Here is a 25,481-nt window from a genome sequence, read left to right as displayed (position 1 = left end):
AATACATTTGCAGCATCGTTAATTCGTATAAACGAATCAATTAATCTGTAAATTATAATAGTATGTTTAACATGAAAAGACAAAAAAAGCAGTTGGCTGTTTCTTTGGAAAGATGGGCTTTTCCCCGATGGGGATTGGTTGTCTTGTTGTTATTGGGAATAGGAACAGGACTTTCTGTCTACGGTCAGGCCGGAAGACAGATAAAAGTATCGGGAACGATCGTAGATGAGAATAACGAACCTCTTATCGGAGTGACCCTTATGGTTAAAGGGGCATCGGCAGGTACGGTGACGAATCTCGACGGAAACTACACGATACAGGCACCGGAAAACGGTACATTGGTGGTGAGCTACATCGGCTACGAGAATCAGGAAATCAAAGTAAATAAAAGAAGTAAGATTGACGTAAAGATGAAACCCAGTGCGGTGGCATTGGATGAAGTCGTAGTTACAGGTTATGGAAGTATCCGCCGAAGTGATATAACCGGTTCCGTGGCTTCTGTTTCTGCCGAATCCATATCGAAGGTAGCCGCTACTTCCGTAACGGATGCCTTGATGGGTAAAATGCCGGGTGTGCAGATTACGACTGCCGACGGTGCTTTGGATGCCGAGGTCAATATCCGTGTTCGTGGCGGCGGTTCCATCACGCAGGACAATTCACCTTTATATATAGTAGACGGGTTTCCGGTGGATAATATCAATAACATACCGCCGACGGACATTGCAACAGTCGATGTGTTGAAGGAAGCGTCCATGACCGCCATTTATGGTGCACGCGGTGCCAATGGTGTAGTCGTTATTACCACGAAGAGCCCGAAAGCGGGAAAAACTTCTATTCAGTTTAATAGTTACTTGCAGACACGTACCTTGGCAAAGAAATTGCCTTTGATGGATAATTATGAGTTTGTGATGGCAGAGTATGAATATCAGTTGGTGCGTAACGGTGAAAGCGGAGTGAAGGACTTCAATAGGAATTTCGGTTTTTACGATGACCTCGACCTCTATAAATATATTGAGCCGAACGATTGGCAGGAAGATATTTTCGGCGGAACTCCCCTGTCCCAATATTATAACTTGAGCATTGACGGTGGTAGTGAGAAAACCAAGTTTAATATCAGCTTTACCCGTAATAAGGACGAGGGACAGATGATAGGCTCAGGGCTTTCACGTAATAACATCAGGATGAGGTTGAACCATGAACTGTTCAAGGGACTGAAACTGGAAACGAATATCAATTACATGAACCGTACCGTAGACGGTGCGGGAACCGGTGGCACGAACGTAAAGAATGCCCTTTGTTTCCGCCCGACGAATGGGTTGAGTAATGACTTTGCTTATGACTATGAAGATGAAAACCTGGACGAAGCAGGCAACTCATTGGAACAAGGCTATACGCCGTCTCAGGACACCGAACAGAATTACCGTAAGAAATTAGAAAACAAACTGAGCTTGCAGGCAGCCTTGGTATGGGATGTCGTAAATCATTTGCAATTCCGTTCCGAGTTTGGTATCAACAATGATTATACGGAAGACAGACGTTTTTGGGGGCCGAAATCAAGTACGGCACGTGGAGCAGGTATGAACAACCAGCCTTCGGCTGAACGTACCAAGTCACACTCCGCGGGATATCGTCTGGCAAATACGTTGACTTACCGTAACTTCTTCAAGCGTGCGCATAGTGTTAATTTGATGATAGGTCAGGAAATTAACCACTCACAAAGTGACAATACGTTGATGAGTGCCCGTTATTTCCCTATTTCCATTACGGCAGATGCTGCACTCGAGAATTTTGCGTTGGGAACTCCCAATCAAAGTACGAGTTTCAAGGATACTCCGGTTCGCACTTCCTCTTTCTTCGGACGTGCCCTCTATGACTATCGGAATCGTTACTATGCTACATTTACGTTCCGTGCCGACGGTTCCACCAAATTTGCTCCGGGCAAGCAATGGGGATACTTTCCGGCAGGATCACTGGCATGGCGTATCAGTAACGAGAGCTGGATGAAGCCGGTCAAGTTCATATCCGATTTGAAGCTGCGTGCCAGTCTTGGTCTGGCAGGTAACAACCGTATCGGTAACGACCTTTGGCAAAACATCTATCGTGTGAAGAGTGGAAACAGTGCTCCGGCTTTTAACAACGGAGAATATAACTACTATGAGTTCGGAGATGTCAAATATCTGTACGACCCCGACTTGAAGTGGGAAACAACTATAACCCGTAACCTCGGTCTGGATTTCGGTTTCTTCAACAACCGTCTGACAGGTACTATTGACCTTTATTGGAATACAACGAAAGATTTGCTGGTTCCTTCCAAGATACCCAACTCGTCCGGCTATTCCGAGCAGTTGACAAACGTAGGGCAGACATCCAATAAAGGTATAGAAATTGCGATGTCGGGAGCAATTGTAAAAAGCAAGAACTTTAATCTGGACTTGAACTTCAATGTCAGCTTCAATAAAAACAAGGTGGACAAACTGGCTTCCGGTGAAACGGAATGGAAGCAGAAGGCATTGGGAAGTGACTGGTACGGAACCTACAACTACAAACTGGAAGTAGGAAAGACCATGGGACTTATCTATGGACTGGTGAACGATGGCATGTACACGATGGACGATTTCACCTTCGAGAATAATACATGGAAACTGAAACCCGGTATCGCTAATGCTTCAAGTTTCGGTAGCGGAGGCTTCTCTTTCAAACCGGGAGGTGTGAAGTTTAAGAAACAGGCACCGGTAGATCCCAACAACCCTGATTCATACGTGGTGACAGAGGATGACTTTACGGTGATTGGTAATACGAATCCGAAGATGATCGGAGGTTTCGGCTTCTCCGGCAACTGGAAGTCTATCGACTTTACGGCATTCTTCAATTTTATGTATGATTTTGACGTGCTGAATGCCAACAAGTTTTATCTCGCTTCCAATCTGCGCCATAACAATACTAACTTGTCAATGGATATGAGTCTTGCCAACCGTTACCGCTATGTAAACGACGAAGGTGTGAATGTGGCGAATGATCCCACGGCACTGGCTGCGCTGAACCAAAACGCGTCCATTTATTCCTGGCATTCGATGACACAGGGAATTGTGATGAGTGACATCGTGGAAGACGGTTCTTTCCTACGTTTGGGTACACTGACTATCGGTTATACGTTCCCCAGACGTTGGTTGTGGAAACTGAAAGTGGATAAACTTCGTGTTTATGTTTCCGGAAGCAACCTCTTCACGTTGACAGGATACTCCGGATACGATCCGGAAGTAAACGTACAGAAAGGTCTGACACCGGGTGTCGATTATAATGTAACCCCACGTAGCCGTACGTACACAGTGGGTATTAATCTTAACTTTTAATTGAATATTGTATATGAAAAAGATATGGATGAGTATAATGGCGGCAGTACTGCTGTGTACTTCCTGCGATGATTATCTGGATGTGAACTCTCCTTCCAAGTTTGACAGAGATTATGTGTTCAGCACGGAAGCCGAAATGGAAACTGCCGTAACCGGCATATATGTCCCCATGGTAGGAAGCGGCGGATGGGTCGGTAATATGAGTGCCCATTTCCTGATGAATACGGATGTGGAGTTCCGCGAAGTCAGGAAAGATAATTACGGTGAATACTGTTATCTGCCGGCAACGGGACAGATGAACGGTTATAACGCGGCATGGAAAGCTTTGTACGACGGTATAAACCGTGCCAACGATGTGCTTCAAGGCATTGAGCAGTCCGACCTTTTCAAGGCTGCCGACCGTACCAAACCGTCCAAAGTAATGCACTTCTACGGTGAAGCAAAAGTGCTGCGTGCCATGTATTATTTGGAATTGGTAAGCAACTGGGGGGATGTACCCTACCGCAGGAAACCTGCCGGAAATAAAGATGAGTTATTGATTGGTGCCACTGACCGCGACATCATATTAAGTGAAATGATTGACGACCTTGTTGAAGTGGAATCGTATCTCTATTATGCCAGTGAGTCCGGCAAAGGTGCCGAAGCCGTTTCCCGTGAGTTCTGTCAGGCACTTATAGCCCGTATCGCTTTGCGTCGTGGTGGCTATAGCCTGCGTCCTGACTTTAGTAATCCGCTCGCTTCCGGTTCCATGAAGCGTAGTGAGGACTGGCAGGAGTATTACGAAATAGCTGAAAAATATGCGGGCAAAGTGATTACTGAAAACAGGCACGATCTGAAGCGCAGCTTCCGTCAGGTATGGGAGGATGAGTGTAACTGGATTGTACCTGCCGACGATGATATTATTTTCGATGTGCCCGCTAAAGTAGGAGGTACAGGCGAATATGGTTATTTCCACGGTACTGCTATCAGCAGCCAGAAAGATGAAAATGACGCAAGTTATTCCAATGCTTCTCAGGGATATTCATCGGGTGCGTTGAAACTCTGCCCTACTTATATGTTTTCTTTCGACCGTAAAGACTTGCGCCGTAATATCACTTGCGAAATGTTCTCTTACGAAAATTCCGGGAAATCAAACATCAAGCAGAGACATGATAATTTTGGCTTTAATTCGTTCAAGTGCGGTAAGTGGAACCGTCTTTTTATGAAATCGCCTTTAGGGAATACATCTAATAAGGGTACGGGAATCAATTATTCCTATATGCGTTATGCCGATGTGCTTCTGATGTATGCTGAAGCTGCCAACGAGAACCATGGTGGGCCTACACCGGAAGCGGTGGCTGCTTTGAAGAAAGTGCGGATGCGTGCCTTCGATTCAGCGGAACATGCGGAGAAAGTAGATGCTTACGTCAATGGACTGGCATCGAAAGAAGATTTCTTTAATGCTATTGTTGATGAGCGTGCGTGGGAATTCGGGGGAGAAAAACTGCGCCGTTTCGACCTGGCACGTTGGAATCTCTACGGCAAGACTGTCTACAACCTCTATCATAATTGGATTACAATGGGACGCGTAGCGCATACAAAAGTGACTAAGGACTTTGACCAGCCTATCTCCGGTACACCTTTCGATGATTATCCTGCAAGGGTTTATTATAAACTGATACCTGCCAATGGAACCGGAGTGACCGACCAGGTAGAGCAAGTTATTGAATATTATACGGAAAATGGCGTTAATTCGTATGACGAGTCTTTGGCCACTTATCCTGACAAGGCTCCTGAAGGATATACACAAGGCAATATGTGCACTATATTCCTGAAAGAAGTAAAAGATGACAGTGGCACACGTACAGGCTGGGCTCCTGCCGATGGTATTCTTTATGCTTTCTACGGATATATAAATGAAAATAATGCCAATGCGGTGGATCCGCTGACTGACCCTGTGCGTTATTTTGCGCCGATTCCGACTGATGCTCTTTCCAGTCATCAAGGTTTGTTGAAGAATTATTATGGATTTAATTAAAAACTAAGGTTATCATGAAAAAGTTACTATATTTATTACCTCTTATGGCACTTTGTATCATCTCCTTGTGGGGATGCGAGGAAGATGAAATGGAGGTTCCCCGTTTATTCCGACCGAATATTTTGGCTTGTGAACCTCAGGAAAATATGATTGGGATCATTTGGCGGCCGATAGCCAATGCCACAGCTTACGTCGTTGAACTAAGTCGCGACATTACTTTCGAAGCAGGAGCTGAGTATTCGGCAACAGTAGAGGGTACTAAGCACGTTTTTACCGGTTTACTGTATGATACAGGATATTATGTTCGACTAAAAGCGATTTCCGATGGAACAACCGGAGATTCTAACTGGACGATAAAGGAGGAGGAAGTCAAAACACAGGTACGTGTAGTGCCTAAACTTTTGCAGGCTGTCAATCTGGCAGATATAGGTGAGGATTATGTTACATTGCGTTGGACTATTGATAAAGCCAATCGGGTGGACAGCATTGCGATAGTTCAAGTGTTGGATGCGGAAGCTGCTCCGATAGAGATTCTGTTGACAACAAATCAGATGGCTGCCGGAGAAATATATGTGGACAATTTGCAGACGAATATTGCTTATAGAGCTACGGTATGTAATACAAGGGCAAGAGAAGGTGAGAAGGCATATAATTCTCAAGAATTCAAGACAGTAGGGCCACCTGCCGAAGCAAAGCGTTTGGAAGCAGATGATAATTTTGCCCAAATATTGGAAGACGATTTGAAAAATGCAGCACTACCTGAATTGGTTTATTATTTACCGGCAGGAGCCAATTATTATATGTTTAACAATAATGCACTTGAACTTGATGAAAACGGAAAAGTAATAGGGCCGAAAGGTGATGGCGGAAGAGGCTACACTATCACGAAGTCGGTCAGGATATTAGGTGCTCCCGGTGCTCAAAGACCGACTTTGTGGATACGAGGGGCTAAATGGGAAATTACGAACAATATCGACTTCTTTGATATTGACGGCGTTAATCTGAAAGAGTATACCACAGCAAGCAGTGCCCCGAAGAAAGATACTTATTTTATCAATCAGAATGGCAGGGTAGCAGGCTCCGGGTCATTGACTATTGGTCAATTCTCAATTAAGAACTCTGATATTGCAGGTTTCCGTAGGGGTATCTTTATGTGTAACAATGCGAATGCAGAAGATTCTCCGATTTTAGTCAATAATATTATAGTAGATAATTGTATCTATGAAGTGGGAGATGATTCAGTGCCGCATGAAGGGATGGGTATGTTCCAGATCAGAGGAGCTTATACCGATATTTGGAATAATATTTCGATTACTAACTCAACGTTCTACAATTGTCCGGGAGCTAGAGGATTGTTCGGTCAGACTAGTGCTAATACTTATTGTAGTCGTCCGGTAGCAGGTAGGATAAACATTTCAAACTGTACATTCTTTGATTTCTCGACTGCCAACACGATTATCGGTACAGACGTATTGCCTGCACCAAGTGTAACATTGACCTTAAAGAATTGTTTGGTAGCTACTACCGGAACCAATAAGCAAATCTGTCCGGTAGGTAATAGTGTTGTAACTTCAGAAGGGAATTATTACGTCGAAGGTTGGTCGATTCAGAAGAATGATAATCATTTGAATTTTGTTTCTGCCGGTGTAAGTGTGGAAGAACTTTTTGTTGCTCCCTCGGAAGGTAATCTGGAGATTAAAGATAAGGAATCCAATATTTATAAGTATGGTATTGGTGACCCGCGTTGGATTAAATAATTGAAGTAATAGAAGTGTAATGAAATATACCCTTTTATTTGTATTCATGTATGTATTCTGCCTGACGGCTTGCACGTCGGACGATGGAGAAAAGGCAGCGGCGCGGTTGGAACTATCCGCCACCAATTTTTCCATAGTTCAGGGTGGCGGTGAGGAAACGGTGAGTATTACCGCGACGGCAGCATGGAATATTGAATGCAAAGCAAACTGGATTCATTTCGCACAGACAGAGGGTGAAGGCAACGGTTCCGTTGCCTTCACTGTTAAAGAGAATACTGGTGCGGAAGAAAGAAGTGTAGTAGTGAAAGTTACCAGCGGAAGTAAAATTGCCAGTTTCTATGTTTCGCAAGATGGCAAGGGTGGTGCATTGACAATAACCCCTTCTGGTAAACAGGCGGATTCTTCGGGTGAAACCTTTACTGTACAGGTGGACGGCAAGGGTTTGGAGTGGGAGTGTGAAATTCCTCTCGAGAGTGTAAACTGGATTAGCTATTCTGATAAACAGGAATCGTCTTTAAAATTAACGGTCAAGCTGAACAACAGTAAGAACAAACGAACGGCAAATATCCGTTTTAAACTGAAGAATGGTGGCAGTAGCAAAGTGATGACAGTCGCACAAGAGGCCTTTCAACAATCCGACATTGCCGGAAAGAAATGGTTGTCATTGGCACTTAAACAGCCCGATAGTTGGTATGCCACCAATGAAGCCGTCGAAGTGGCGGAGAATGTGCTCCTTTATCAAAGGAACTTGGGTGGCTGGCCAAAGAATATCGAGATGCACCTGTTACTGACAGATAGTGAGAAGAAACAACTCGAATCCGACAAAAGCAAACAGGATGCCATTTTCGACAATGACGCTACCACTACTGAAATGCGTTTTCTTGCTAAAATGTACAAGCATATCCCCGATGAGAGATACCGGACTGCTTTTGCCAAAGGACTGGACTATATTATTAGCGCACAATACCCGACCGGTGGATGGCCTCAGTTCTATCCCTTGAAAGGTACGTACAGTGACAATATCACTTTCAATGATGACCTGATGGTCAACCTGCTTCGTCTGATAAAGGAGGTGGCGGAAGACAAAGGGGATATGGAAGCTATTGTAGAAAATACTGTTGCTGATAAGGCGAAGACTGCTTACGACAAAGGTGTACAGTGTATTCTTGATTGTCAGGTGAGGGATGATGACGGCAAAAGAACCTTTTGGTGTGCCCAACATGATCCGCAGACATTGGAACCTGCTTACGGTCGTCCACATGAGTTCCCTTCTTACTCCGGTGCGGAAGGTGCCCGTGTACTTGAGTTTCTGATGGAGATTGAAAATCCTTCAGTGGAAGTGAAAGAGTCAGTCATAGCAGCAGTTGAATGGTTACAGGCTCACAAAATCCCGAACAAGAAAGTGGTGGACATTAAAGAGGGCAACACTGTAGTGAATCGTGTTGTTCAGGATGCCCCGGGAGAAGATATGTGGGGGCGTTTCATTCAATTGGGCGGCACGTTGGCGGATAAAGTATATGCGGATATGATTGGGAAATTAGCAAACAGTAAACGTACAATGACCATTGACGGCAAAAAGGTTACATTCTATTACGGACAGAATGTACGTGATTCTTATAAAAAAGAGAATGCTTATCAACCCATCTTTGGTATTTACGATGCTGATCGTGCATATCTGCTCTATCGCTTTCTTTATACTTATGAGGATGCGCCTTTTGAATCCATCGTACAGGACGGTGTCACTCTTCAGATACCGACTTCCCTGGATGCTGAAAACCGCAAGAACTATCAGTATTTGGGTAATTGGCCGCAGAAAGCGATTAAGCAGTTGTATCCGGCGTGGAGAGCGAAGAATGGATATTGAATGATAACAAAATAATTAGCTTATGAAAATAAGCTTATTGAATCTTTCTTGCATCCTTATCTTCGGATGGGGAAGTCCGGGTACAGTGTCAGTTCAAGATTTGCAAGCAATGGAAAAGAGTTTGCTGGCTATTACTAATGAGTTGAGCCAAAAAACAAAAGAATATAGTTGGCAACTTGCAACTGCCTGCTCGTATTACTGAAGATAATAACAAGTATATTAATTGGAATGAACCTGTTCAAACATCATTTGTTCATAGAACAATCATGGTTTCGGCTGGATGATTGTGCCGATAAAATTGTTTTTTAATTCCCCTTCACCTTTCTTTCAAACTCCCGATAGATGGAGAGTTTATGGGTGAAGGGCAAGCCTTTCACCCACTCTTTCACTTTGTTTGGAAATGCAATATCATTATAGCTAATCAGGATATCATTATAGCTAATGGGGATATGCTAATAGCAAAAACAAATATGCTAATGGATTATTTTTTCATTGGGATGATTTGAAAAAAACATCGCAGTGATTAAAAAAAACATCGCAATGTTTTCTACAATTAACTCAATGATTTTAGAAAGTGATGTAATGATATTCTTTCGAAATGAATGCAATGATGAAGATGTCTCCCTTCACCCGCGAACGCCCTATTTATCGGGTGCTCAGAAGAAAGGTGAAGGGAGTAAGTAAAATGCTATATCTGTAGAAAGAACGGATATGCTTCTTATTAACTCTCAAAAGCATAGCTTTAGACTGGTTAAAGCTATGCTTTTCATTCCCTAAAGCTATGCTTTAGTCAGGCATTCCATTCAACATCAAAGCGAAGACATACCCTCATTTCATATATGAAAAATATTGCTATAGATAAGCCTCGTTCTGAACAATAATAGTCGGATTTTGGCTGACAACTTCTAGTGGAATAGGTAATAATAGTTGCTTCTCGGTTATTGTAACATTCTTCAGGCTGTTTTTCAAGACAGAAATAGCCCTTCCCGTACGTATCAAGTCAAACCAACGATGAAACTCCAGGGCAAATTCGACCTGACGCTCATGCTCACACGCTAATGCTATTGTGTTGTATTGGGAAGGATACCTCGCATCACCATAATGGGGAAGGCCTGCCCTGTCGCGCACTTCATTCAGGTATGCAGGGTCGCCTGTAGCTTCTGTCAACATCAACAGGACATCTGCATAACGCAAAATAATGAAGTTATTGTCAGAAGCTTCCCGCCTGTTATTCAACTCTGCATCCAGATCTCTCCACTTGATGCAATATTTTACGTTGATAAATTCATCGGTTGAAGAGATATAGCCATTCTGGATAGAAAGATCCCTGCGGATATCTTCCGGTTCATAGGAGTTCCATAAATCTTCCGAAGCTTGGTTCAAGCCTGCCCCCCATGCTGTAAGAACCTTGTTTTCGAGAGGAGAAAACATAGCCCAATATGAGCTGTAAGGATTTGCCTTTCCACCTTTATATTGTATCTCGAAAATAGATTCCGCTCCGTTCTTTTTGCTTGTATCCCATAAATCGGCGTAAGGAACCAATGAGAATTTCTTATAGACTTGCTTCAGGGTCTTTTCCGCATCGCTCTTGTTGCCCGTTGTCAGATACACTTTACCGAGCAATGTATTGGCTGCATCGGCATTTGCCGCCCCGACAAAACGTTCTCTTGCTTTATCCGGAAGATTGCCGGCGGCAAATTTCAAGTCATCGATTATGGCCTCATAGACTTCCTTTTGTTGGGTACGCGGCTGTTTAAGTGCTTCGGAAACAGAGAGGGGAGTTAAAACCAACGGAATGTCTCCCCAAGCTCTGACCATATCGAAATAATATAAAGCACGCAGGAAACGGACTTCAGCTTGTAGCGGCATCTTTGAGTCAAAATCCACATTGCTGCTCTTGGAAAGTATGTTGTTAATAATAAAAATAGATTTGTAGTAATCATTCCAGAAACTTAATACCAGAGAATTACTCGGATCCATACCAATATGAGTGTCAAAAGCTTCATAGTCTTTCACATTACCTACGTTATTGTCGCTGTATGCATTGTCCGACATGAGTTCACCGAAAAAAGAAGGCAGGCTTTCGGGGCCATATAGGGTATAAAGGCTGTTATAAGCGGCATCTACCGCTACGATGAAATCTTCTTCCGTTTGGTAGAAGATATTTTCATTGGCATTTGATATGGGTGAACGGTCCAGAAAACTATCACATCCGGCCAATATCAATATGCTAAAAGTAACTATTATATAGTTTATCTTATTCATAACTTTCAATTGTTTAAGTTTTGCAATAAATATCAGAAGCTTAAATTAATACCTACAGTAGCGGTAAATGGATTCGGATAGGCTCCATAATCATATCCAACGAGATAGCCGGATTGGTAAGTGCTGGATTCCGGATCAAAATTGGGATAATCAGAGAATACGTGGATGTTTTCCATATTTACATAAAGCTTTAGGTTGGTGAGACGGCATTTTCTCAATATGGAACTCGGGAAGTTATAACCCAGGCGTATGTTTTTTATACGTACAAAGGAACCATCTTCAACCCAATAGGTAGAGCTTTGTGCTTGTACGGTGTTTTGAACGACACGTGGCTTGAAAGTGGAACCATCGCCGGGATTCTCATCCGATCTCCAGAAGTTGGCGACAGATTTATAGGCATTTCTGTTATTATTGAATATCTTGGTGAAACGTGCTTGTTGGTTCATTATTTCACCCCCTTGGGAACCGCTTAACATAATGGATAGTTCAAAACCTTTATAAGAGAAATTATTAGTCATTCCCCACGTAAAATCGGGTTGGTAATTTCCTATGATAGTACGGTCGTCCGCATTGATTTTTCCATCCTTATTGACATCGCGCACTTTAGGATCACCTGCCTCACTGCCCGGATACACAGGAATTCCTTTGTCAATATCCGCTTGGCTTAGTACTCCGTCAAAAACATATCCAAAATAATTTCCGACAGGCTGGCCGACTTCCGTCTTTGAGATAGCATCATTGTTTGTTACCATAATCGGAGCGTTATTGGCGCCTAATTTCAACACTTTGTTACGATTGGCTGAAATATTAAAATCGGTGGTCCACAAGAAATCTCCATTATCAATGTTCCGGGTGGAGAGCAGGAATTCCACTCCGCGATTTTCAAGCTTGCCGACATTGGTCAGGGTAGACCGGAAGCCTGTCAGCACCGGAATCGGTACATCTAGTAACAAATCACGTGTTTTTGAGTAATAAAGGTCTAAAGACCAATGGATACGATTGTTGAACAGGCTCGCGTCCAGTCCTAAGTTCACCTGTCCCGTCTTTTCCCATCTTAATTCGGGATCAGGCAAAGTGTTTGTGTAGATACCTTGTGCTAATGCACCGTTCTTGACGTAAGTGGTGTATCCCAACAAGCCTATTGCGCCGTAATCTGAAATTTGGTTATTACCTGTAACACCATAACTCAATCTGATTTTCAAATTGTCGAGCCAGTTTAGTCCTTTCATGAAATTCTCTTCCGACATACGCCACGCAAGAGAGGCGGATGGGAAATATCCCCAACGGTTATCTTTGCCAAAGCGGGAACAACCGTCGGCACGAAGAGTTGCCGAAGCCATGTATATGCCTTTATAAGAATAGGTAGCACGTGCCAGATAAGAAATCAGCGCCCACTCTGTCTCTGTCGTAGAACCGCCGGAAACCTTTCCCGCATTAAGTGTATGAACCAAATCGTTGGGAAAGGAACTTGCACTCATATTGCTGCGTTCCAGTCTCTGTTCTTGCATGGTGTATCCCAATAATCCTGTGACAAAGTGATCCCTGTTAAAGGTCTTGTTGTAATTTAGTGTGTTTTCCCATACCCAGTTCAGCGAACGTTGCGTGATAAAGTCGGCTTTTGCATCCACCCATCCTGTCCATCCCCAATTTTGTCCGGCATTCTGGTAAGTTTTGTATTGGGTGTCTTCCGTATTGGCATTAAAAGACATCTTGAAATCAAGTCCGTCGATAATTTTATAATTGAGATAGCTGTTGAGCAATATGGCATTGGTGGTTCTTTTCTTTGAAATTTCGCGGGTCAAGGCATAGGGATGCCATGAGTTGAACCCATATTTTTGGAATACATTCCATATTGATTCCGGATCGTAAAAGCCCAGACTACCGGTTTCCATGCGGACAGGGAAAATCGGATCACTCTGTACGGCCAGACTTACGGCATCAGATTTGCCTTCTATGCCATAAGGAGAATCATTTGTGCGTGTCAGACCGATCTTCAGGCCAACATCTATGTGATTGTTAAACTTATGGTTGATATTACTACGGACTGAGAGACGGTTATATTCGTTTTGATCTATCACTCCTTCCTGATCCAGATAACCGGCGGAAAACATGAACTGAGTTTTTTCAGAACCACCGGAAGCGGAAATCTGGACATTATGAGTAAATGCCGTTCTGAACAACACGTCTTGCCAGTCTGTTCCATTTCCAATTCTTGCCAGCCATTCGGGATCGGAAAACTCTGTCGGAATCATAGTGTTGTTTCCACGGACTGCGTCGGGATTGTTCTTTAAAGTTGTAGACCATGTGTTATTTCGTGCGGCTGTTTCAAATTCCATCCACTCTTTGGCGTCCATCACATCAATGCGGCGATTTACCCTTGATATGCCGAACTCGTAATTGGCGTCGATTTTGGTTTTACCGGCTTTACCTTGTTTGGTCGTTACCAGAACCACTCCGTTGGCACCGCGCGAACCGTATATGGCTGCTGAAGATGCGTCTTTTAGTATTTCGATGGATTCGATGTCGTTGGGGTTGATATTATTCAGCGGATTACTATTAAAAGACATGTCACTCGCTTTTCCCACAGCGTTTGTTCCTGTATTATCTTCCAAAGGAATGCCGTCGATTACATAGAGCGGGGAAGTGCCTGCATTAATGGATGAGGAGCCACGTACTTTTATGGTAGGAGCCATTCCCGGAGCACCTTGTGTCTGCGTAATCTGAACGCCGGAAATTAGTCCTGCCATTGATTGCAGGGCATTACCGAAGGAGCGTTCTTTCAGTTTGTTTGCGCCGATGGAAGAAACCGCGCCTGTCAGATCACGTTTTTTCATAGTACCGTATCCAACGACAACGACCTCGTCGAGCGTCTCTGTATCTTCTTTCAGAATGATGGCCGGGACTTTACCGTTCTGCACCTTTATATGCAGGCTCTGATAACCGACATACGACACTTCCAAATCAGCATTGTCCGCCACTTCAAATGAAAAGTTACCATCCATGTCGGAAATGGTTCCGTTCGAGGTACCCTGTTCTTTGACGGTCGCCCCGATAACTGGGTCTCCGTTCGTGTCTACTACTTTACCTGTGGCTTTAATTTTCTTCACAGGATTGTCCGGTTTCGGTTGGGCTTTCTTGATAACAATCTTGTTTCCTTGAATTTCATAACTTAACTGGTTCTGTCCCTGAAGAATCTGCTTTACTATTTCTTCAATTGTCGCGTTATTGGCTGTAACGGAGATACGTTTGCCGGTATTTACGTCAATGGAAGAAAAAACAAATGCATAACCGGATTTCTCTTTTAGTTGTTCGATAGCTTCTTTTACGGTTATGTTCTTGAATTTCAGTGTAATGCCTTGCGAATAGGCTGACAAATTGAGACAAAGAGCTACTGAGGCTATATAAATAGCCCTGGTAAAGTTTCTCATAAGCTTTTGGATTTAAAATTAAATGAATAGAAATAAAATCGGTAGTAAGCCAATCCTGAAGGACGGCTTTTTTATTATTCCTTAATAGTGTAGGGAATAAAAATTAACCGGAAGAGAGATTTCGAATGTTTTTCATGTTTTCCATATTTAAAATTCAACACTAATAGAGTATATATACATCATGTTCACACCTGTATTTTACTTGTCTGGTAGAAACCATTGTATCCAGAATCTTATTTATCGTATTACCGGATATTTCAAAACTGCCATAAAAACGTTTGTTGCGTAATGAGTCGGCCACTTCGACTTTTACATTATAAGTGCGCGTCAGTTTTTTGGCAATATCTTCCAGTAAATCTTCATCAAAAAAGAGTTCACCGTTAATCCAGACATTCGACTTGTTTGTCCTTGCCTTACTTTTGCTCATTTCACCGGTCAGTTTGTTAAGAACCATTTTTTCTTCCGGTTCGAGACACAGATCCGGCATCGTTCTGATTTGATTGTGCAAGGCAACTTTACCTTCCATAAGATTCACTGTCACTTCTTCGTCATCGGGGTAGTTACGGAAATTGAATCTGGTTCCCAGTACTTGCAGGTTTACTTCCTTTGTGTTTATCTTGAAAGGAACTTTTTCATTCCGGATTACCTCGAAATAGCCTTCTCCTTCCAGTTTCAACTTGCGGTCATCTATTCCGAATCCTTGGGAATACATAATTTTTGAGCCGGCATTCAACCATACTAATGTCCCGTCCGGTAAATACAACTTTGTATGGGTTCCCATAGGGGCTTCGACAACCATATCGGCAAAAGTTTGTTTCACTGCCTCTTTTCCCTGCCGGTAAGTGGCGACCGGCAGTATCAGTATCAATAAAACGGCTGCTGCCCGTATGAAGGTTTTCCATGAGAAACGAAGGAGTTGCTCTTTCCTTTTTCTGGTTCCGGTCATCCGTCGTTTGAATGAAGAAAACGCTTTGTCTTTATTGAAATGGGCGGCGGTATGGTCTGCCGTTCCTGACGAAAACCAGATTTCAAGTTTATTCCTGACATATTTCCTGTTGGATTCGGATGCCGAACTCCAGCGTTTCAGTTCGGCAAAAGATTCCTTGTCCAGTGTATCCGATAAATATCGGGTTATTAATTGGTCTATGTCGGTATGTTTTTCTAATTGCATATTTCCGGTGCTTTTATATATAAGGCAAAAAAATAAGAGTGGCGGGTAGTCGAAATACAAACTTTTTTCAATTTCCCATGAAAATATAGATAACGAGCAGTTGGAGATAATTCTCCATGCTCTTCTGAAGGGATGATAATGCGTTCTTTATGTGGTATTTAACAGTGTTTACGGAGATTCCTAGTTCAGAAGCAATCTCTTCATATCTTTTCTGTTCGAAACGGCTTTTTTTAAATACGGTACGGCATTCCGAAGGAAGTTGCTCAATGTTACGTGCAAGCTCTTCTTCCAGTTCTTGTTCCAGTAAAATGCCTAGAGGTTGGCTCTCTTCAATGAAAATGGAGTCCAGAAATTCTATATTTTCCGGTAAGGTGAAAGACGAGAAATGTAATTCTTCCCGGTAACGCAATGATTGTAGCTCGTTCAGACAACGATTACGAACGGAGCGCATCAGGTAAGCCCGGATAGAACAGGTGATTTCTATTTCTCGGCAATGCTCCCATAAATAGAATATGACATCATCCACTACCTCTTCTGAAAGGGCTGCGTTATTCAGTATCTGGTTTGCGAAGCGGCAGAGTAAAACATAATGGCGTTCGAAGATGCACTTGAATGTAGACTCGTCCCTTCGGCGCAGGCTTTCGATGATTGTTGTATCTTCCATAGTCGCTCCAATTCAATTATTGGTAAATAAAGCATTGGTTATGAAACTTTATAAAGTGTTATTGGTAATATCAAAAAAACGTATCAATCTACGAGGAGTGATACGTTTTTATTGTTCACATAAAACACAGTTGTCAGTATTATTTCTATATGAAATAAGTATGTTACTTGACCAGACTGTTCAGATATACCTCCAGATTGGTATATCCTTCCTTGCTTAAAGTCGTTTTCGTACCATCAGATGCATCTTTCGGATTCAGTCCGTTTTTCAGTTCCCACCAGTCCGGCATACCGTCGTTGTCCGTGTCCTTCAAGTCTTCAGCTTTGACTCCGCCGTCCGATAGTTTGACCCAGGGGGAATCTTCTCCTTTGGGCTTGGTATCTTGGGGAATGTCAATCAGACCGGGAAAGCGGGCGGCATCTTTACTGATACTGCCGATATAGGTAGTCGTTCCCGTAGCCGTCTCTTTGACGATGCGTTCGTCGATGATGTCCCGCCATTTGGAACAGCCGGCGGAAGCCAGTACTTTTTCGTATGCCTCTTCTGCTGTATGGGTCGTTATGACACCTGGATCGAGAGGAGTTCTTAAACGGATGCTGTCACGGGTAGCATCGGTGTATGTGCCGTCACTCCCTTTTATTCTGACTTGTTCGTAAATACCTTTCGTCCAGTTGTCCTTGCTGACATCCGGCTCTCCCTCTATGATATTGCCGTCTACGTAGAATTTCCCCCAGACGTGTAGCATGGGGAACCATCTGTTGGGATTTCCTTCTTTGTCAAAACAATAATCATTGTTGCGGACACTGATAGAAGCTATCCGGTAGCGAACTTTATTGTCGGGAGTGGCAGGCCCCGGTTTATAGTAATTGTTCACGATGTTCACTTTCATACCTTCCCCGCCATAGCAGCCATTACCTGCCCAGTTGTAGAATACGTTGTTCCGCAAATCCATGTACTCATGTTCTTGTGTGGAAGGACGAGGGCCTAGGCGGGGTACACGGCTCATGTGGTGCGCCATCAGATTATGATGGTAGGAAGCGTGGTTGCCGCCCCAATTTCCGCCGAATCCATGTGCTCCTTTGGAGTGTCCGGCTGTCCGGAGACTTTCGGAGATGATACACCACTGGACGGTTGAGTTTTCATTCCCATATACGGAACAACATTCATCCACCGACCAGCTGATGGAACAATGGTCGACGATGATATTTTTCCTGTCCATGCCACCCAGCCCGTCGGGTTCTCCTTCTACTTCATTGCTTACGCGGAAACGCAGGTATCTGATAATTACATTGTTTGCACCGATGGTTACCGGATGGCGGGCTATGCAGATACCTTGTCCAGGAGCTGTCTGACCGGCAATGGTTATATCATCTTGTTTGATGCGCAACGGAGCGTTTAAAAATATATTGCCGGCTACATCAAAAACAATCGTTCGCGGACCGCGTTGATTGACTGCATGACGAAGAGTGCCTTTAAAATCACCGTCTTCCAGAGTTGTCACATGATAGACAGTACCTCCTCGTCCGCCTGTGGTATATCTTCCAAAACCTTCGGCTCCGGGAAATGACGGCAGTTTACCGGTTTCTTGTGCACAGGCGTGACTCCACTCACCGGATACTCCCATTAGAAATGCTATAAAAATGATTGTAATTCTCATTGTATAATTCTATTAATCAGATTCTTATTCTTGATCTTATTTTATCTATTACTGCTTTTCCAGCCGGAAATAATCGAAATCCGCGTATCCTTTTCCACGGACAATATTCGGAGAACTGCAGAAAATCCCGACTTTGGCTCCTATCCATGTACCGTTAATGATAGGATAGCGGCTGCCCAATTCTTTGAAATGTACCCCGTCAGTACTGTAAGAGTAGCTACATTCCTTATCATTGTGAATGTGAATACGAAACCAGGCTTTTTCGCTTTCCGTTTCAACGGTTGCCAGTTCTTCCGGGATGACAGCCAGACGGTCATTGCGTCCGCTGATTACGGAGATGCGGTTGCCTTGTTCTCCACGAATGAGGGCGATATAGGTGTAGGCGTTTCCCATGACAATGGCTCCGGCACGTTCACCGGCATCGGTAAAACGGGTTTCGACATAGGTCGTTGCCGTGAATACAGGTGCAGGCAGTTTTTGTAAAAGCAGGTTGCCGGCGAAGTACAAGTTGCCTTGTTCCGACGGGCAGGGCTCGGCGAAAAGACGGATATGTCCCGAACGGGCATAAAGGGAAAACCAGTCCGGATTTTCATGAGCTTGCCATTGCCATTGTAGTCCTAGCTTTCCGGTGCTAAATTCATCGGAAGTTTGCGGTGTGCAGGCAGGGTATGTCTTTCCTACATTCGGTTTGCGATAAGTCAGTACGGGAGTGCCGGTACCATTCCCGTCGGGGTCTTCACCGATGACAATCCAGTCATCTTTTGTCCAGCGGGCGGGTTGGAGATGGTTGATTCTGCCATATATTCCTTTGGACTGGAAATGGATAAACCACCATTCGCCTGTCTGGGTTTCGACCAGTCCTCCCTGATGAGGCCCGTTGATACCGTTGCCTGCTTCGAGCACTTTTCGAGGCTCGTACGGCCCATAGATGTTTTTGGAACGCAGCACGGTCTGCCATCCGTGGGCTACTCCTCCGGCAGGAGCGAAGATGTAGTACCATCCGTTGCGTTTCGTCATTTTTAATCCTTCCAGTATGGGATTTACTTCGATATCGTGGTAGACTACTTTGCCATTGTCGAGCAGTTGCAGGCCATCCCATGACATTTTATGAATAATAGCAGGGCCGCCGCGGTGAATACTATGTGCCAGATAGGCTTGACCGTCTTCATCCCAAAAAGGACACGGGTCTTCCCATTTTTCTACATCGACAATGTGTTTGAGATCCCATTTACCTAGCGGATCGGTGGCACGTGCAACAAAAAGCCCGTCGTGTGGTGTGCAGAAATAGACATAGAACATTCCTTCGTGATGACGGATAGAGGGTGCCCAGGAGCCTTGTCCGTGAACAGGATGATCGTACTTCTGAAGAGGAAGGCGGTCGTAGATATGATTGACTATTTTCCAGTTGACAAGGTCATGAGAGTGTAGCAGGGGAATACCCGGCATACAGGTGAAACTGGAAGCAACCATCCAGTAGTCGTCTCCGACCCGGATGACGTCCGGGTCGGAGTAATCAGCATGGATAATGGGATTCTTGTAAGTTCCGTCACCGTTATCCGGACTCCATTGTGCATGCATGTAGACTGCAATCAGTAAAAGAAAAGAGACTAGTGCGATTTTTTTCATGTTACTTGTTATTTCCTCAAAACCTCTATTTTACCTAAAGCTCCGTATGGATTGACTGCACAGACTTTTAGTGTATAGTTTATTTTCGATACCGGGAAAGAAGTGTCTGTGGTAGTGAATCCTACTATATTTTCGCCATCATATATGATATATCCTGCGGCTCCTTTTACTGCATTCCATGAAAACTTTCCTCCCTGATAAGCAAGATCCCGTGGTGCATCCATTTGCTGCATCATTTTACGCGGATTCCAACCGTCGGTTGCGGAAATTATATTTTCGTATGTATATTTATCGGCTTCTTCCTTACTGATGGTTGTACGGGATGTACCTTTTACCTGTTCCCCCGTGGAGCGGTCTTTATATTGGTATTCAGTTTTACGCTGGCTCAAATCGACCGGATTTCCTTTGGCGTCACTGGTGTTATATTCAGCAAAAAGTGCCGGGATGGTTCCCATATCTGTCCACCCTTCGGGGTTGATTGGGATATTCAGTGTCGTGTTGATAAAGACAGCTTTGGGAGAATTGCGCCACGGACGCCCGAATTTTACTCCCCATCTTTTTACATTGGCAGCAGCCTCATTGCCGTCTACTATGCAGTTCTTGAATACATACCCCCATTTGGCATCCTTTTGGCAAGGAGCTGTCAGGATAGCACCACTCCGTGTATTGTAGAATGTGCTGTTCTCTACCAATACATCTCCACCACCGTAGAAGTAATCGATGGCACCCTCAATCCGACAATTTTTCACATAATGACGATGTGCATCGTTTGGAGAAGTCTGCCATGTATCCTGCCATGAACGGAAGATACAGTTGTTGAATGAAGCACAATCTGCAAAGCTTTTCATAGCCAGAGCCTGCGGTCCGTTTTCGGCGAGTACTCCCCAGTCATTAATATACGAGATGTTTTCTGTGTAGAAATGAGGTGCTTTTATCATCACTACCGAACCTTCACGTTTGTAGACCGGAGAGGAAGGGTTATGGACAGATACTTCCCAATAGGGTAATACGGCTTCCGACTCTTTGCCTGTCGGTTTGCCACCCACGTTCAGACTTAAATGAATGATAGTTTTGTCTTTATCCTGACCGATCAGATGTATATAGGGCTTTTCTTTCGGAATGACAACTTGTTCTTCATACGAACCGTTCTTTACGAAGATAAGCCAAGGTTTGGCTTGCTTCTCGGGGGCAGCGTCTACGGCTTCCTGAATGGTTTTGTAATTTCCACTGCCATCAGCTGCGACAACAGACTGATAAACTCCGCTTTGGGTTTGTGCGTAGTTCAGAATGGAAACTCCTGCCAATAAGATGGATATGATTGTTTTTCTCATGGTTTACTTGGTATGCTATATATTTTTATATTAATGATGTCGGTTAATACCAGCGCGGGTCACCTGCTTTGCCTGCAAATTTAGCTTTTATGTGGAAATCTCCCTCATTCGGATTAACAAAGAATTTGTCTGCGGCAAATTCCAGTCTGGTAATTCCTGTGAAAGGAACTTTACCTTCAGCCAGATCGGAAGTTATGTAGTTATTGTCCGAAAAGTTGAGGCATTTGTAGTTTCCCAATCCGGCGCTCATCGGTTTTCCTGCATTGTTGCCGGCAAAGATAACATTACGTACGGTCAAGGTGGCGGGAGAAGCCGGAGTATCGTTGGTCTTGCGTAATAGGAATACTCTGGATAAATCTTTCTTTGCATCTGCTGCATTGTAAAAAGTACAGTTTTCCACAATGATATGGCCGACACCGCCTTGTAAATCCATTAGCTGGTCGCCTACATTGATTAGGGTACTGTTGATGAAAGCAATACGTTCCAGTGCAGCCACGTCACTGCTTACGTTTACTACGCCCCAGCCAACGGTGCTAAGTTCTGAAAGTATACAGTTGTCGAAAGTGATGTCTTTGATAGACATGCCCGTCCCGTTCTTGCCGATGCGGACTACACTTTGGTTGACATTCTTCACTTCGCATCCGGTGAAGGAGAGCGATTGGGCGTACAGGTCGCCGTCCCATGCCATCAGAAAACGGGTGTCATTGCCGTCTAAGCATACATCTTTGAATGCCAGTGACTTTACGGGAGATGTAAAAAGGATGCTGCTTAAAACCAATTCTGTCTTTTTGCCGTTGGCATCGGTTGAGCCTGTCAGTGTGATTTCTTCCAGTTGAGGAAGTTTCAGGCGTTCGATTTTGTAGGTTTTTCCGGCTTCGAACTCTACAGTAAGACTGGTGCATTTGTTCTTCTGTACAAATTTGCTGACCAGTTTTCCCAAGTCTACATTACCGTCCGAGGTAGGCGCTACTTTCAGTACCGGATTAGCATTTACTTGAAAGGCGTACATTCCTGCAAGTAATATTGATAAAAATACTTTTTTCATGTGTGTAAGTTTTTAAGATTTGAATAATGCGTATGATAAGATTCTTTTTTTAATCGAGCCCGTTTTTCTTTCTCCATGCAGGATATAGTTTACGAAGCACTTTTTGCGGCCAGTTGCCCAGATATTGGTATTTTATTCTTGTTTTCGCATCCAAAGATACAGCGGTGGAAACACCGTTGATGACGACAGGTTCGGTGTCCTCGAAAATGTACAGGTAGCGGTAGAGAAGATTGGGACGGTCGGCTTCATATATGCTGTAAATTGGCTGTGACGTTTTGGTCGGGTCATAGGAAGAGAGTACGTTTTCCCTGTAACTGAATCCGCCTTTCGAACCTTTCTTCAGGTAACCGTTGACAAGTGCGTCAAACGCTTCCTGTCCGACTTCGCCGCCGATTTGTATGAAGCGTCCCCACATATCGTCACCCGGAGAGTCGATGATTTTTCTGTCCACAAGAACACCGTTTTCCATGACGTTCACCACTTTCTTGTTGGGTATCTTCACTTTCTCCAACCATTCTGCCGCAGCGACAACGGCGTCTTTTATTTCTTGGGAAGGATTTTCAAGCTCCATCAGGAACTGAAGGATTCGTGCCCCTTCCGAACCGGAGTATGAAGGAAGTTCTTTCGGACGGGCGACTGCGGGAAGTAGCGTGTGTTCATCATGTTGTGCTCCCCAGAAAGTTTTCACCCCGTTTTCCGTTACCTGACAGTTTAGTATACATTGTACTCCTTTGTCAAAACTGGTTTTAGCTTTGGTGGCTGTTGCGTCGTCCACGATATCCGAAAATTCGTCCGCTTTATGATAGACTTTCCTTAGTATCTCCAAAAGATGGATCATTGCATCATCGTTGAATGTAATGCGGGAAGTGTACCCCTTTTTCCGCAACGGATATACTTGCGGCCATCCTCCTTCTCCTTTGTAGTTGGAATCGTACTGTGCAGCGATGATAAAGTCGATTGCCTTGTTTACCGCGTCTTTGTAACGTGGGTCTTTCACCGCTTTATACATTTTACCCAGAAATCTCATTTCGGTAGTGGTCGCTCCATTATCGAAGATGGCATCTGTCTTTTCTTTCTGACCGGCAATTTCCGTTTTTTGCTTGTCTGTGAGCTTGCGGTGCATCTCGATATTCTTGGGCCATCCTCCGATATTTCTTTGGTACAGGAGAACATTTTCCGCCACTTCTCTGGCTTCATCGGTCGCATACCACTCTTCCGGTTGCGAAACTGCCAGTGTCAACCATTTCTTTTTTTCGATGGATGACTGGGCGGTTCGTTGTGAACTCTCTGCAGATTGTGATGACTTGCACTCCGGCATGAGCAGAGACAACATCATAAATAAAAGAAGGAATCTCATAGTTGTTATTTTATTATTTGTATTCATAGTACGACAGATAATATCATATCCGTATTTTCAATGTCCAAAAGTATGGATTTAAAAAGAGAATGAAGTGTATTTTTTCTTAGAATAGGTGGTGAAAATCGTAATTATCGCTGTTCTGCCAAATTTTACAATTTTCCGGTTAAATACTCTACTTGCAAGCGGAATGTTTGCCTTACTTTTGTTTTCCGAAAACGAATCATTCATTTTTTTATATGCTTGTATCATGAAACGACTCACACAGATTTTAGCTTTCTGCCTGTTGGCTGCCACTCATCTGGCGGCACAAAAAAACTATGTATCCGAAGTATGGGTTTCCGACTTGGGAAACGGGAAATACAAGAATCCGGTGCTCTATGCCGACTATTCCGACCCGGACGCCTGTCGCGTGGGAGAGGACTTTTACATGACTTCATCCAGCTTCAACTGTCTGCCTGGATTGCAGATACTGCACTCGAAGGATTTAGTGAACTGGACAATTATCGGTGCGGCTGTGCCTGAGGCGCTTCCGCCCGTTGAAACTCCTGAGCGGCCGGAGCACGGCAATCGTGTATGGGCGCCCAGTATCCGCCATCATAACGGGGAGTTTTATATCTTTTGGGGTGATCCCGACCAGGGAGCTTTCATGGTGAAAGCCAAAGACCCGAGAGGCCCGTGGACGAAACCTGTTCTGGTGAAGGCGGGAAAGGGCATTATCGACACTTGTCCGCTTTGGGATGAGGATGGAAAAGTATATATGGTACACGCCTACGCGGGAAGCCGTGCGGGATTGAAAAGTGTGATTGCCATTTGCGAATTGAATAAGGAAGCGAGTGAAGCCATTACTTCCTCACGAATCATTTTCGACGGTCATGAAGCGCACGAGACTTGTGAGGGGCCGAAATTCTACAAGAAGAACGGTTATTACTATATTTTCCATCCGGCGGGTGGAGTGGCGACAGGCTGGCAGGTCGTACTCCGTTCCAAAAACGTATATGGCCCTTATGAATGGAAAACAGTATTGGCACAAGGCAACTCGCCTGTCAACGGCCCTCATCAGGGAGCTTGGGTGGATACGCCGACCGGTGAGGACTGGTTCCTTCACTTTCAGGATGTAGGTGTTTACGGACGTATCATGCATCTGCAACCGATGAAATGGGTGAATGACTGGCCGGTTATTGGGATTGATAACGACGGTGACGGTTGCGGTGAACCTGTCATGACTTACAGGAAACCGGATGTAGGGAAAACATATCCTGTCTGTACTCCGCAGGAAAGTGACGAGTTCGATGGCTATACGCTTTCACCGCAATGGCAATGGCACGCTAACATCAATGAGAAGTGGGCATACTATGCAGGTGACAAGGGGTATGTCAGGTTATATTCTTATCCGGTGGTGAAGGATTACAGGAATCTGTGGGATGCAGCAAACCTCTTGTTGCAGAAAACTCCTTCCGATAATTTCACCGCAACGATGAAGCTAACCTTCAGCCCTATTCAGAAGTATAAGGGGGAACGTACGGGACTTATTGTTATGGGTAGGGACTATGCTGGTCTTGTTCTTGAAAATACCGACAAGGGGTTAGTGCTTTCGCAAGTGGAATGTATAAAGGCGGAAAAGGGCGCGCCGGAAGTGACGAATACTTCGGTCAGCATTTCCCAAAATACAGTGTATTTGAAGGTGCGTTTTGAGAGTCATCTCAAAGGAGGTAAGAACAGGAATATGAGGGAAAACATGAGTGTGATATGCAATTTCAGTTATAGTATGGATGGAAAGAAGTTCAAGTCTTTAGGAAAAACTTTCAAGGCCAGAGAGGGACAGTGGATTGGCGCTAAAATAGGAACATTCTGTACGCGTCCGGCTATCGTTACCAATGACGGTGGATGGGCGGATGTAGACTGGTTCCGGATTACTAAAAAGTAAAATTGCCGGCAAGTAAAGGGAA

Annotated in this window: 15 protein-coding genes; 6 read left to right on the top strand and 9 right to left on the bottom strand. The window is 44.2% G+C overall.

What is annotated here, in order from left to right:
* The first annotated feature begins 71 nt into the window (after positions 1-71).
* From AB5443_RS16010 to AB5443_RS15990, 5 genes are read left to right on the top strand one after another with little or no spacing between them, the layout of a single operon-like run.
* Positions 72-3,350 (top strand): SusC/RagA family TonB-linked outer membrane protein, encoded by a 3,279-nt coding sequence (locus AB5443_RS16010; protein WP_368114070.1) that lies wholly within the window; start codon positions 72-74, stop codon positions 3,348-3,350.
* A 13-nt stretch (positions 3,351-3,363) separates the two neighbouring features.
* The gene (locus AB5443_RS16005; RefSeq protein WP_368114071.1) at positions 3,364-5,367 is read left to right on the top strand and encodes a RagB/SusD family nutrient uptake outer membrane protein; all 2,004 of its coding nucleotides are present in this window, start codon (positions 3,364-3,366) and stop codon (positions 5,365-5,367) included.
* Positions 5,368-5,381: 14 nt separating this feature from the next.
* Positions 5,382-7,124: a DUF5123 domain-containing protein gene (locus AB5443_RS16000; protein ID WP_368114072.1), complete on the top strand. Its 1,743-nt coding sequence runs from the start codon at positions 5,382-5,384 to the stop codon at positions 7,122-7,124.
* 19 nt (positions 7,125-7,143) lie between these two features.
* Positions 7,144-8,988, top strand: a complete 1,845-nt coding sequence (gene pelA / locus AB5443_RS15995) for a pectate lyase (protein ID WP_368114073.1) — start codon at positions 7,144-7,146, stop codon at positions 8,986-8,988.
* 22 nt (positions 8,989-9,010) lie between these two features.
* On the top strand, positions 9,011-9,190 hold the full coding sequence (locus AB5443_RS15990) for a DUF5039 family protein (protein WP_368114074.1): 180 nt from the start codon (positions 9,011-9,013) through the stop codon (positions 9,188-9,190).
* 650 nt (positions 9,191-9,840) lie between these two features.
* Here the strand turns inward: AB5443_RS15990 and AB5443_RS15985 are convergent.
* From AB5443_RS15985 to pelA (AB5443_RS15945), 9 genes are all read right to left on the bottom strand, one after another.
* Positions 9,841-11,253, bottom strand: coding sequence for a RagB/SusD family nutrient uptake outer membrane protein (locus tag AB5443_RS15985; protein WP_368114075.1), 1,413 nt, complete (start codon positions 11,251-11,253; stop codon positions 9,841-9,843).
* Positions 11,254-11,285: 32 nt separating this feature from the next.
* On the bottom strand, positions 11,286-14,681 hold the full coding sequence (locus AB5443_RS15980) for a TonB-dependent receptor (protein ID WP_368114076.1): 3,396 nt from the start codon (positions 14,679-14,681) through the stop codon (positions 11,286-11,288).
* Positions 14,682-14,841: 160 nt separating this feature from the next.
* Positions 14,842-15,852 (bottom strand): FecR family protein, encoded by a 1,011-nt coding sequence (locus AB5443_RS15975; protein WP_368114077.1) that lies wholly within the window; start codon positions 15,850-15,852, stop codon positions 14,842-14,844.
* 67 nt (positions 15,853-15,919) lie between these two features.
* Positions 15,920-16,516: an RNA polymerase sigma-70 factor gene (locus AB5443_RS15970; RefSeq protein ID WP_368114078.1), complete on the bottom strand. Its 597-nt coding sequence runs from the start codon at positions 16,514-16,516 to the stop codon at positions 15,920-15,922.
* Between the two features lie 163 nt (positions 16,517-16,679).
* Positions 16,680-18,140, bottom strand: a complete 1,461-nt coding sequence (locus AB5443_RS15965) for a polysaccharide lyase family 1 protein (protein WP_368114096.1) — start codon at positions 18,138-18,140, stop codon at positions 16,680-16,682.
* A gap of 81 nt (positions 18,141-18,221) precedes the next feature.
* Positions 18,222-19,799, bottom strand: a complete 1,578-nt coding sequence (locus AB5443_RS15960; protein ID WP_368114079.1) for a glycoside hydrolase 43 family protein — start codon at positions 19,797-19,799, stop codon at positions 18,222-18,224.
* A gap of 8 nt (positions 19,800-19,807) precedes the next feature.
* On the bottom strand, positions 19,808-21,130 hold the full coding sequence (locus tag AB5443_RS15955; protein ID WP_368114080.1) for a pectinesterase family protein: 1,323 nt from the start codon (positions 21,128-21,130) through the stop codon (positions 19,808-19,810).
* A 43-nt stretch (positions 21,131-21,173) separates the two neighbouring features.
* Positions 21,174-22,175: a DUF5123 domain-containing protein gene (locus AB5443_RS15950; RefSeq protein ID WP_368114081.1), complete on the bottom strand. Its 1,002-nt coding sequence runs from the start codon at positions 22,173-22,175 to the stop codon at positions 21,174-21,176.
* Positions 22,176-22,224: 49 nt separating this feature from the next.
* A complete protein-coding gene (pelA, locus tag AB5443_RS15945; protein WP_368114082.1) occupies positions 22,225-23,532 on the bottom strand; it encodes a pectate lyase in 1,308 nt (435 codons plus the stop codon).
* Between the two features lie 250 nt (positions 23,533-23,782).
* On the opposite strand from pelA (AB5443_RS15945), the gene AB5443_RS15940 reads away from it, so the two are divergent.
* The gene (locus tag AB5443_RS15940; RefSeq protein ID WP_368114083.1) at positions 23,783-25,459 is read left to right on the top strand and encodes a glycoside hydrolase 43 family protein; all 1,677 of its coding nucleotides are present in this window, start codon (positions 23,783-23,785) and stop codon (positions 25,457-25,459) included.
* Positions 25,460-25,481: the final 22 nt, after the last annotated feature.

This window comes from Bacteroides sp. RTP21281st1_H5_RTP21281_210402 (genome assembly GCF_040918965.1).
Lineage (GTDB): Bacteria > Bacteroidota > Bacteroidia > Bacteroidales > Bacteroidaceae > Bacteroides > Bacteroides congonensis.
The sequence above is the reverse complement of the archived record's forward strand: the minus strand, read 5'-3'. Positions and strand labels throughout refer to the sequence as shown.

What these genes read in the sequence shown, in the direction of transcription:
- AB5443_RS16010 (WP_368114070.1), top strand. Translation starts at nt 72, where the DNA reads ATGAAAAGACAAAAAAAGCAGTTGGCTGTTTCTTTGGAAAGATGGGCT.
- AB5443_RS16005 (WP_368114071.1), top strand. Translation starts at nt 3,364, where the DNA reads ATGAAAAAGATATGGATGAGTATAATGGCGGCAGTACTGCTGTGTACT.
- AB5443_RS16000 (WP_368114072.1), top strand. Translation starts at nt 5,382, where the DNA reads ATGAAAAAGTTACTATATTTATTACCTCTTATGGCACTTTGTATCATC.
- pelA (WP_368114073.1), top strand. Translation starts at nt 7,144, where the DNA reads ATGAAATATACCCTTTTATTTGTATTCATGTATGTATTCTGCCTGACG.
- AB5443_RS15990 (WP_368114074.1), top strand. Translation starts at nt 9,011, where the DNA reads ATGAAAATAAGCTTATTGAATCTTTCTTGCATCCTTATCTTCGGATGG.
- AB5443_RS15985 (WP_368114075.1), bottom strand. Translation starts at nt 11,253, where the DNA reads ATGAATAAGATAAACTATATAATAGTTACTTTTAGCATATTGATATTG.
- AB5443_RS15980 (WP_368114076.1), bottom strand. Translation starts at nt 14,681, where the DNA reads ATGAGAAACTTTACCAGGGCTATTTATATAGCCTCAGTAGCTCTTTGT.
- AB5443_RS15975 (WP_368114077.1), bottom strand. Translation starts at nt 15,852, where the DNA reads ATGCAATTAGAAAAACATACCGACATAGACCAATTAATAACCCGATAT.
- AB5443_RS15970 (WP_368114078.1), bottom strand. Translation starts at nt 16,516, where the DNA reads ATGGAAGATACAACAATCATCGAAAGCCTGCGCCGAAGGGACGAGTCT.
- AB5443_RS15965 (WP_368114096.1), bottom strand. Translation starts at nt 18,140, where the DNA reads ATGGGAGTATCCGGTGAGTGGAGTCACGCCTGTGCACAAGAAACCGGT.
- AB5443_RS15960 (WP_368114079.1), bottom strand. Translation starts at nt 19,799, where the DNA reads ATGAAAAAAATCGCACTAGTCTCTTTTCTTTTACTGATTGCAGTCTAC.
- AB5443_RS15955 (WP_368114080.1), bottom strand. Translation starts at nt 21,130, where the DNA reads ATGAGAAAAACAATCATATCCATCTTATTGGCAGGAGTTTCCATTCTG.
- AB5443_RS15950 (WP_368114081.1), bottom strand. Translation starts at nt 22,175, where the DNA reads ATGAAAAAAGTATTTTTATCAATATTACTTGCAGGAATGTACGCCTTT.
- pelA (WP_368114082.1), bottom strand. Translation starts at nt 23,532, where the DNA reads ATGAGATTCCTTCTTTTATTTATGATGTTGTCTCTGCTCATGCCGGAG.
- AB5443_RS15940 (WP_368114083.1), top strand. Translation starts at nt 23,783, where the DNA reads ATGAAACGACTCACACAGATTTTAGCTTTCTGCCTGTTGGCTGCCACT.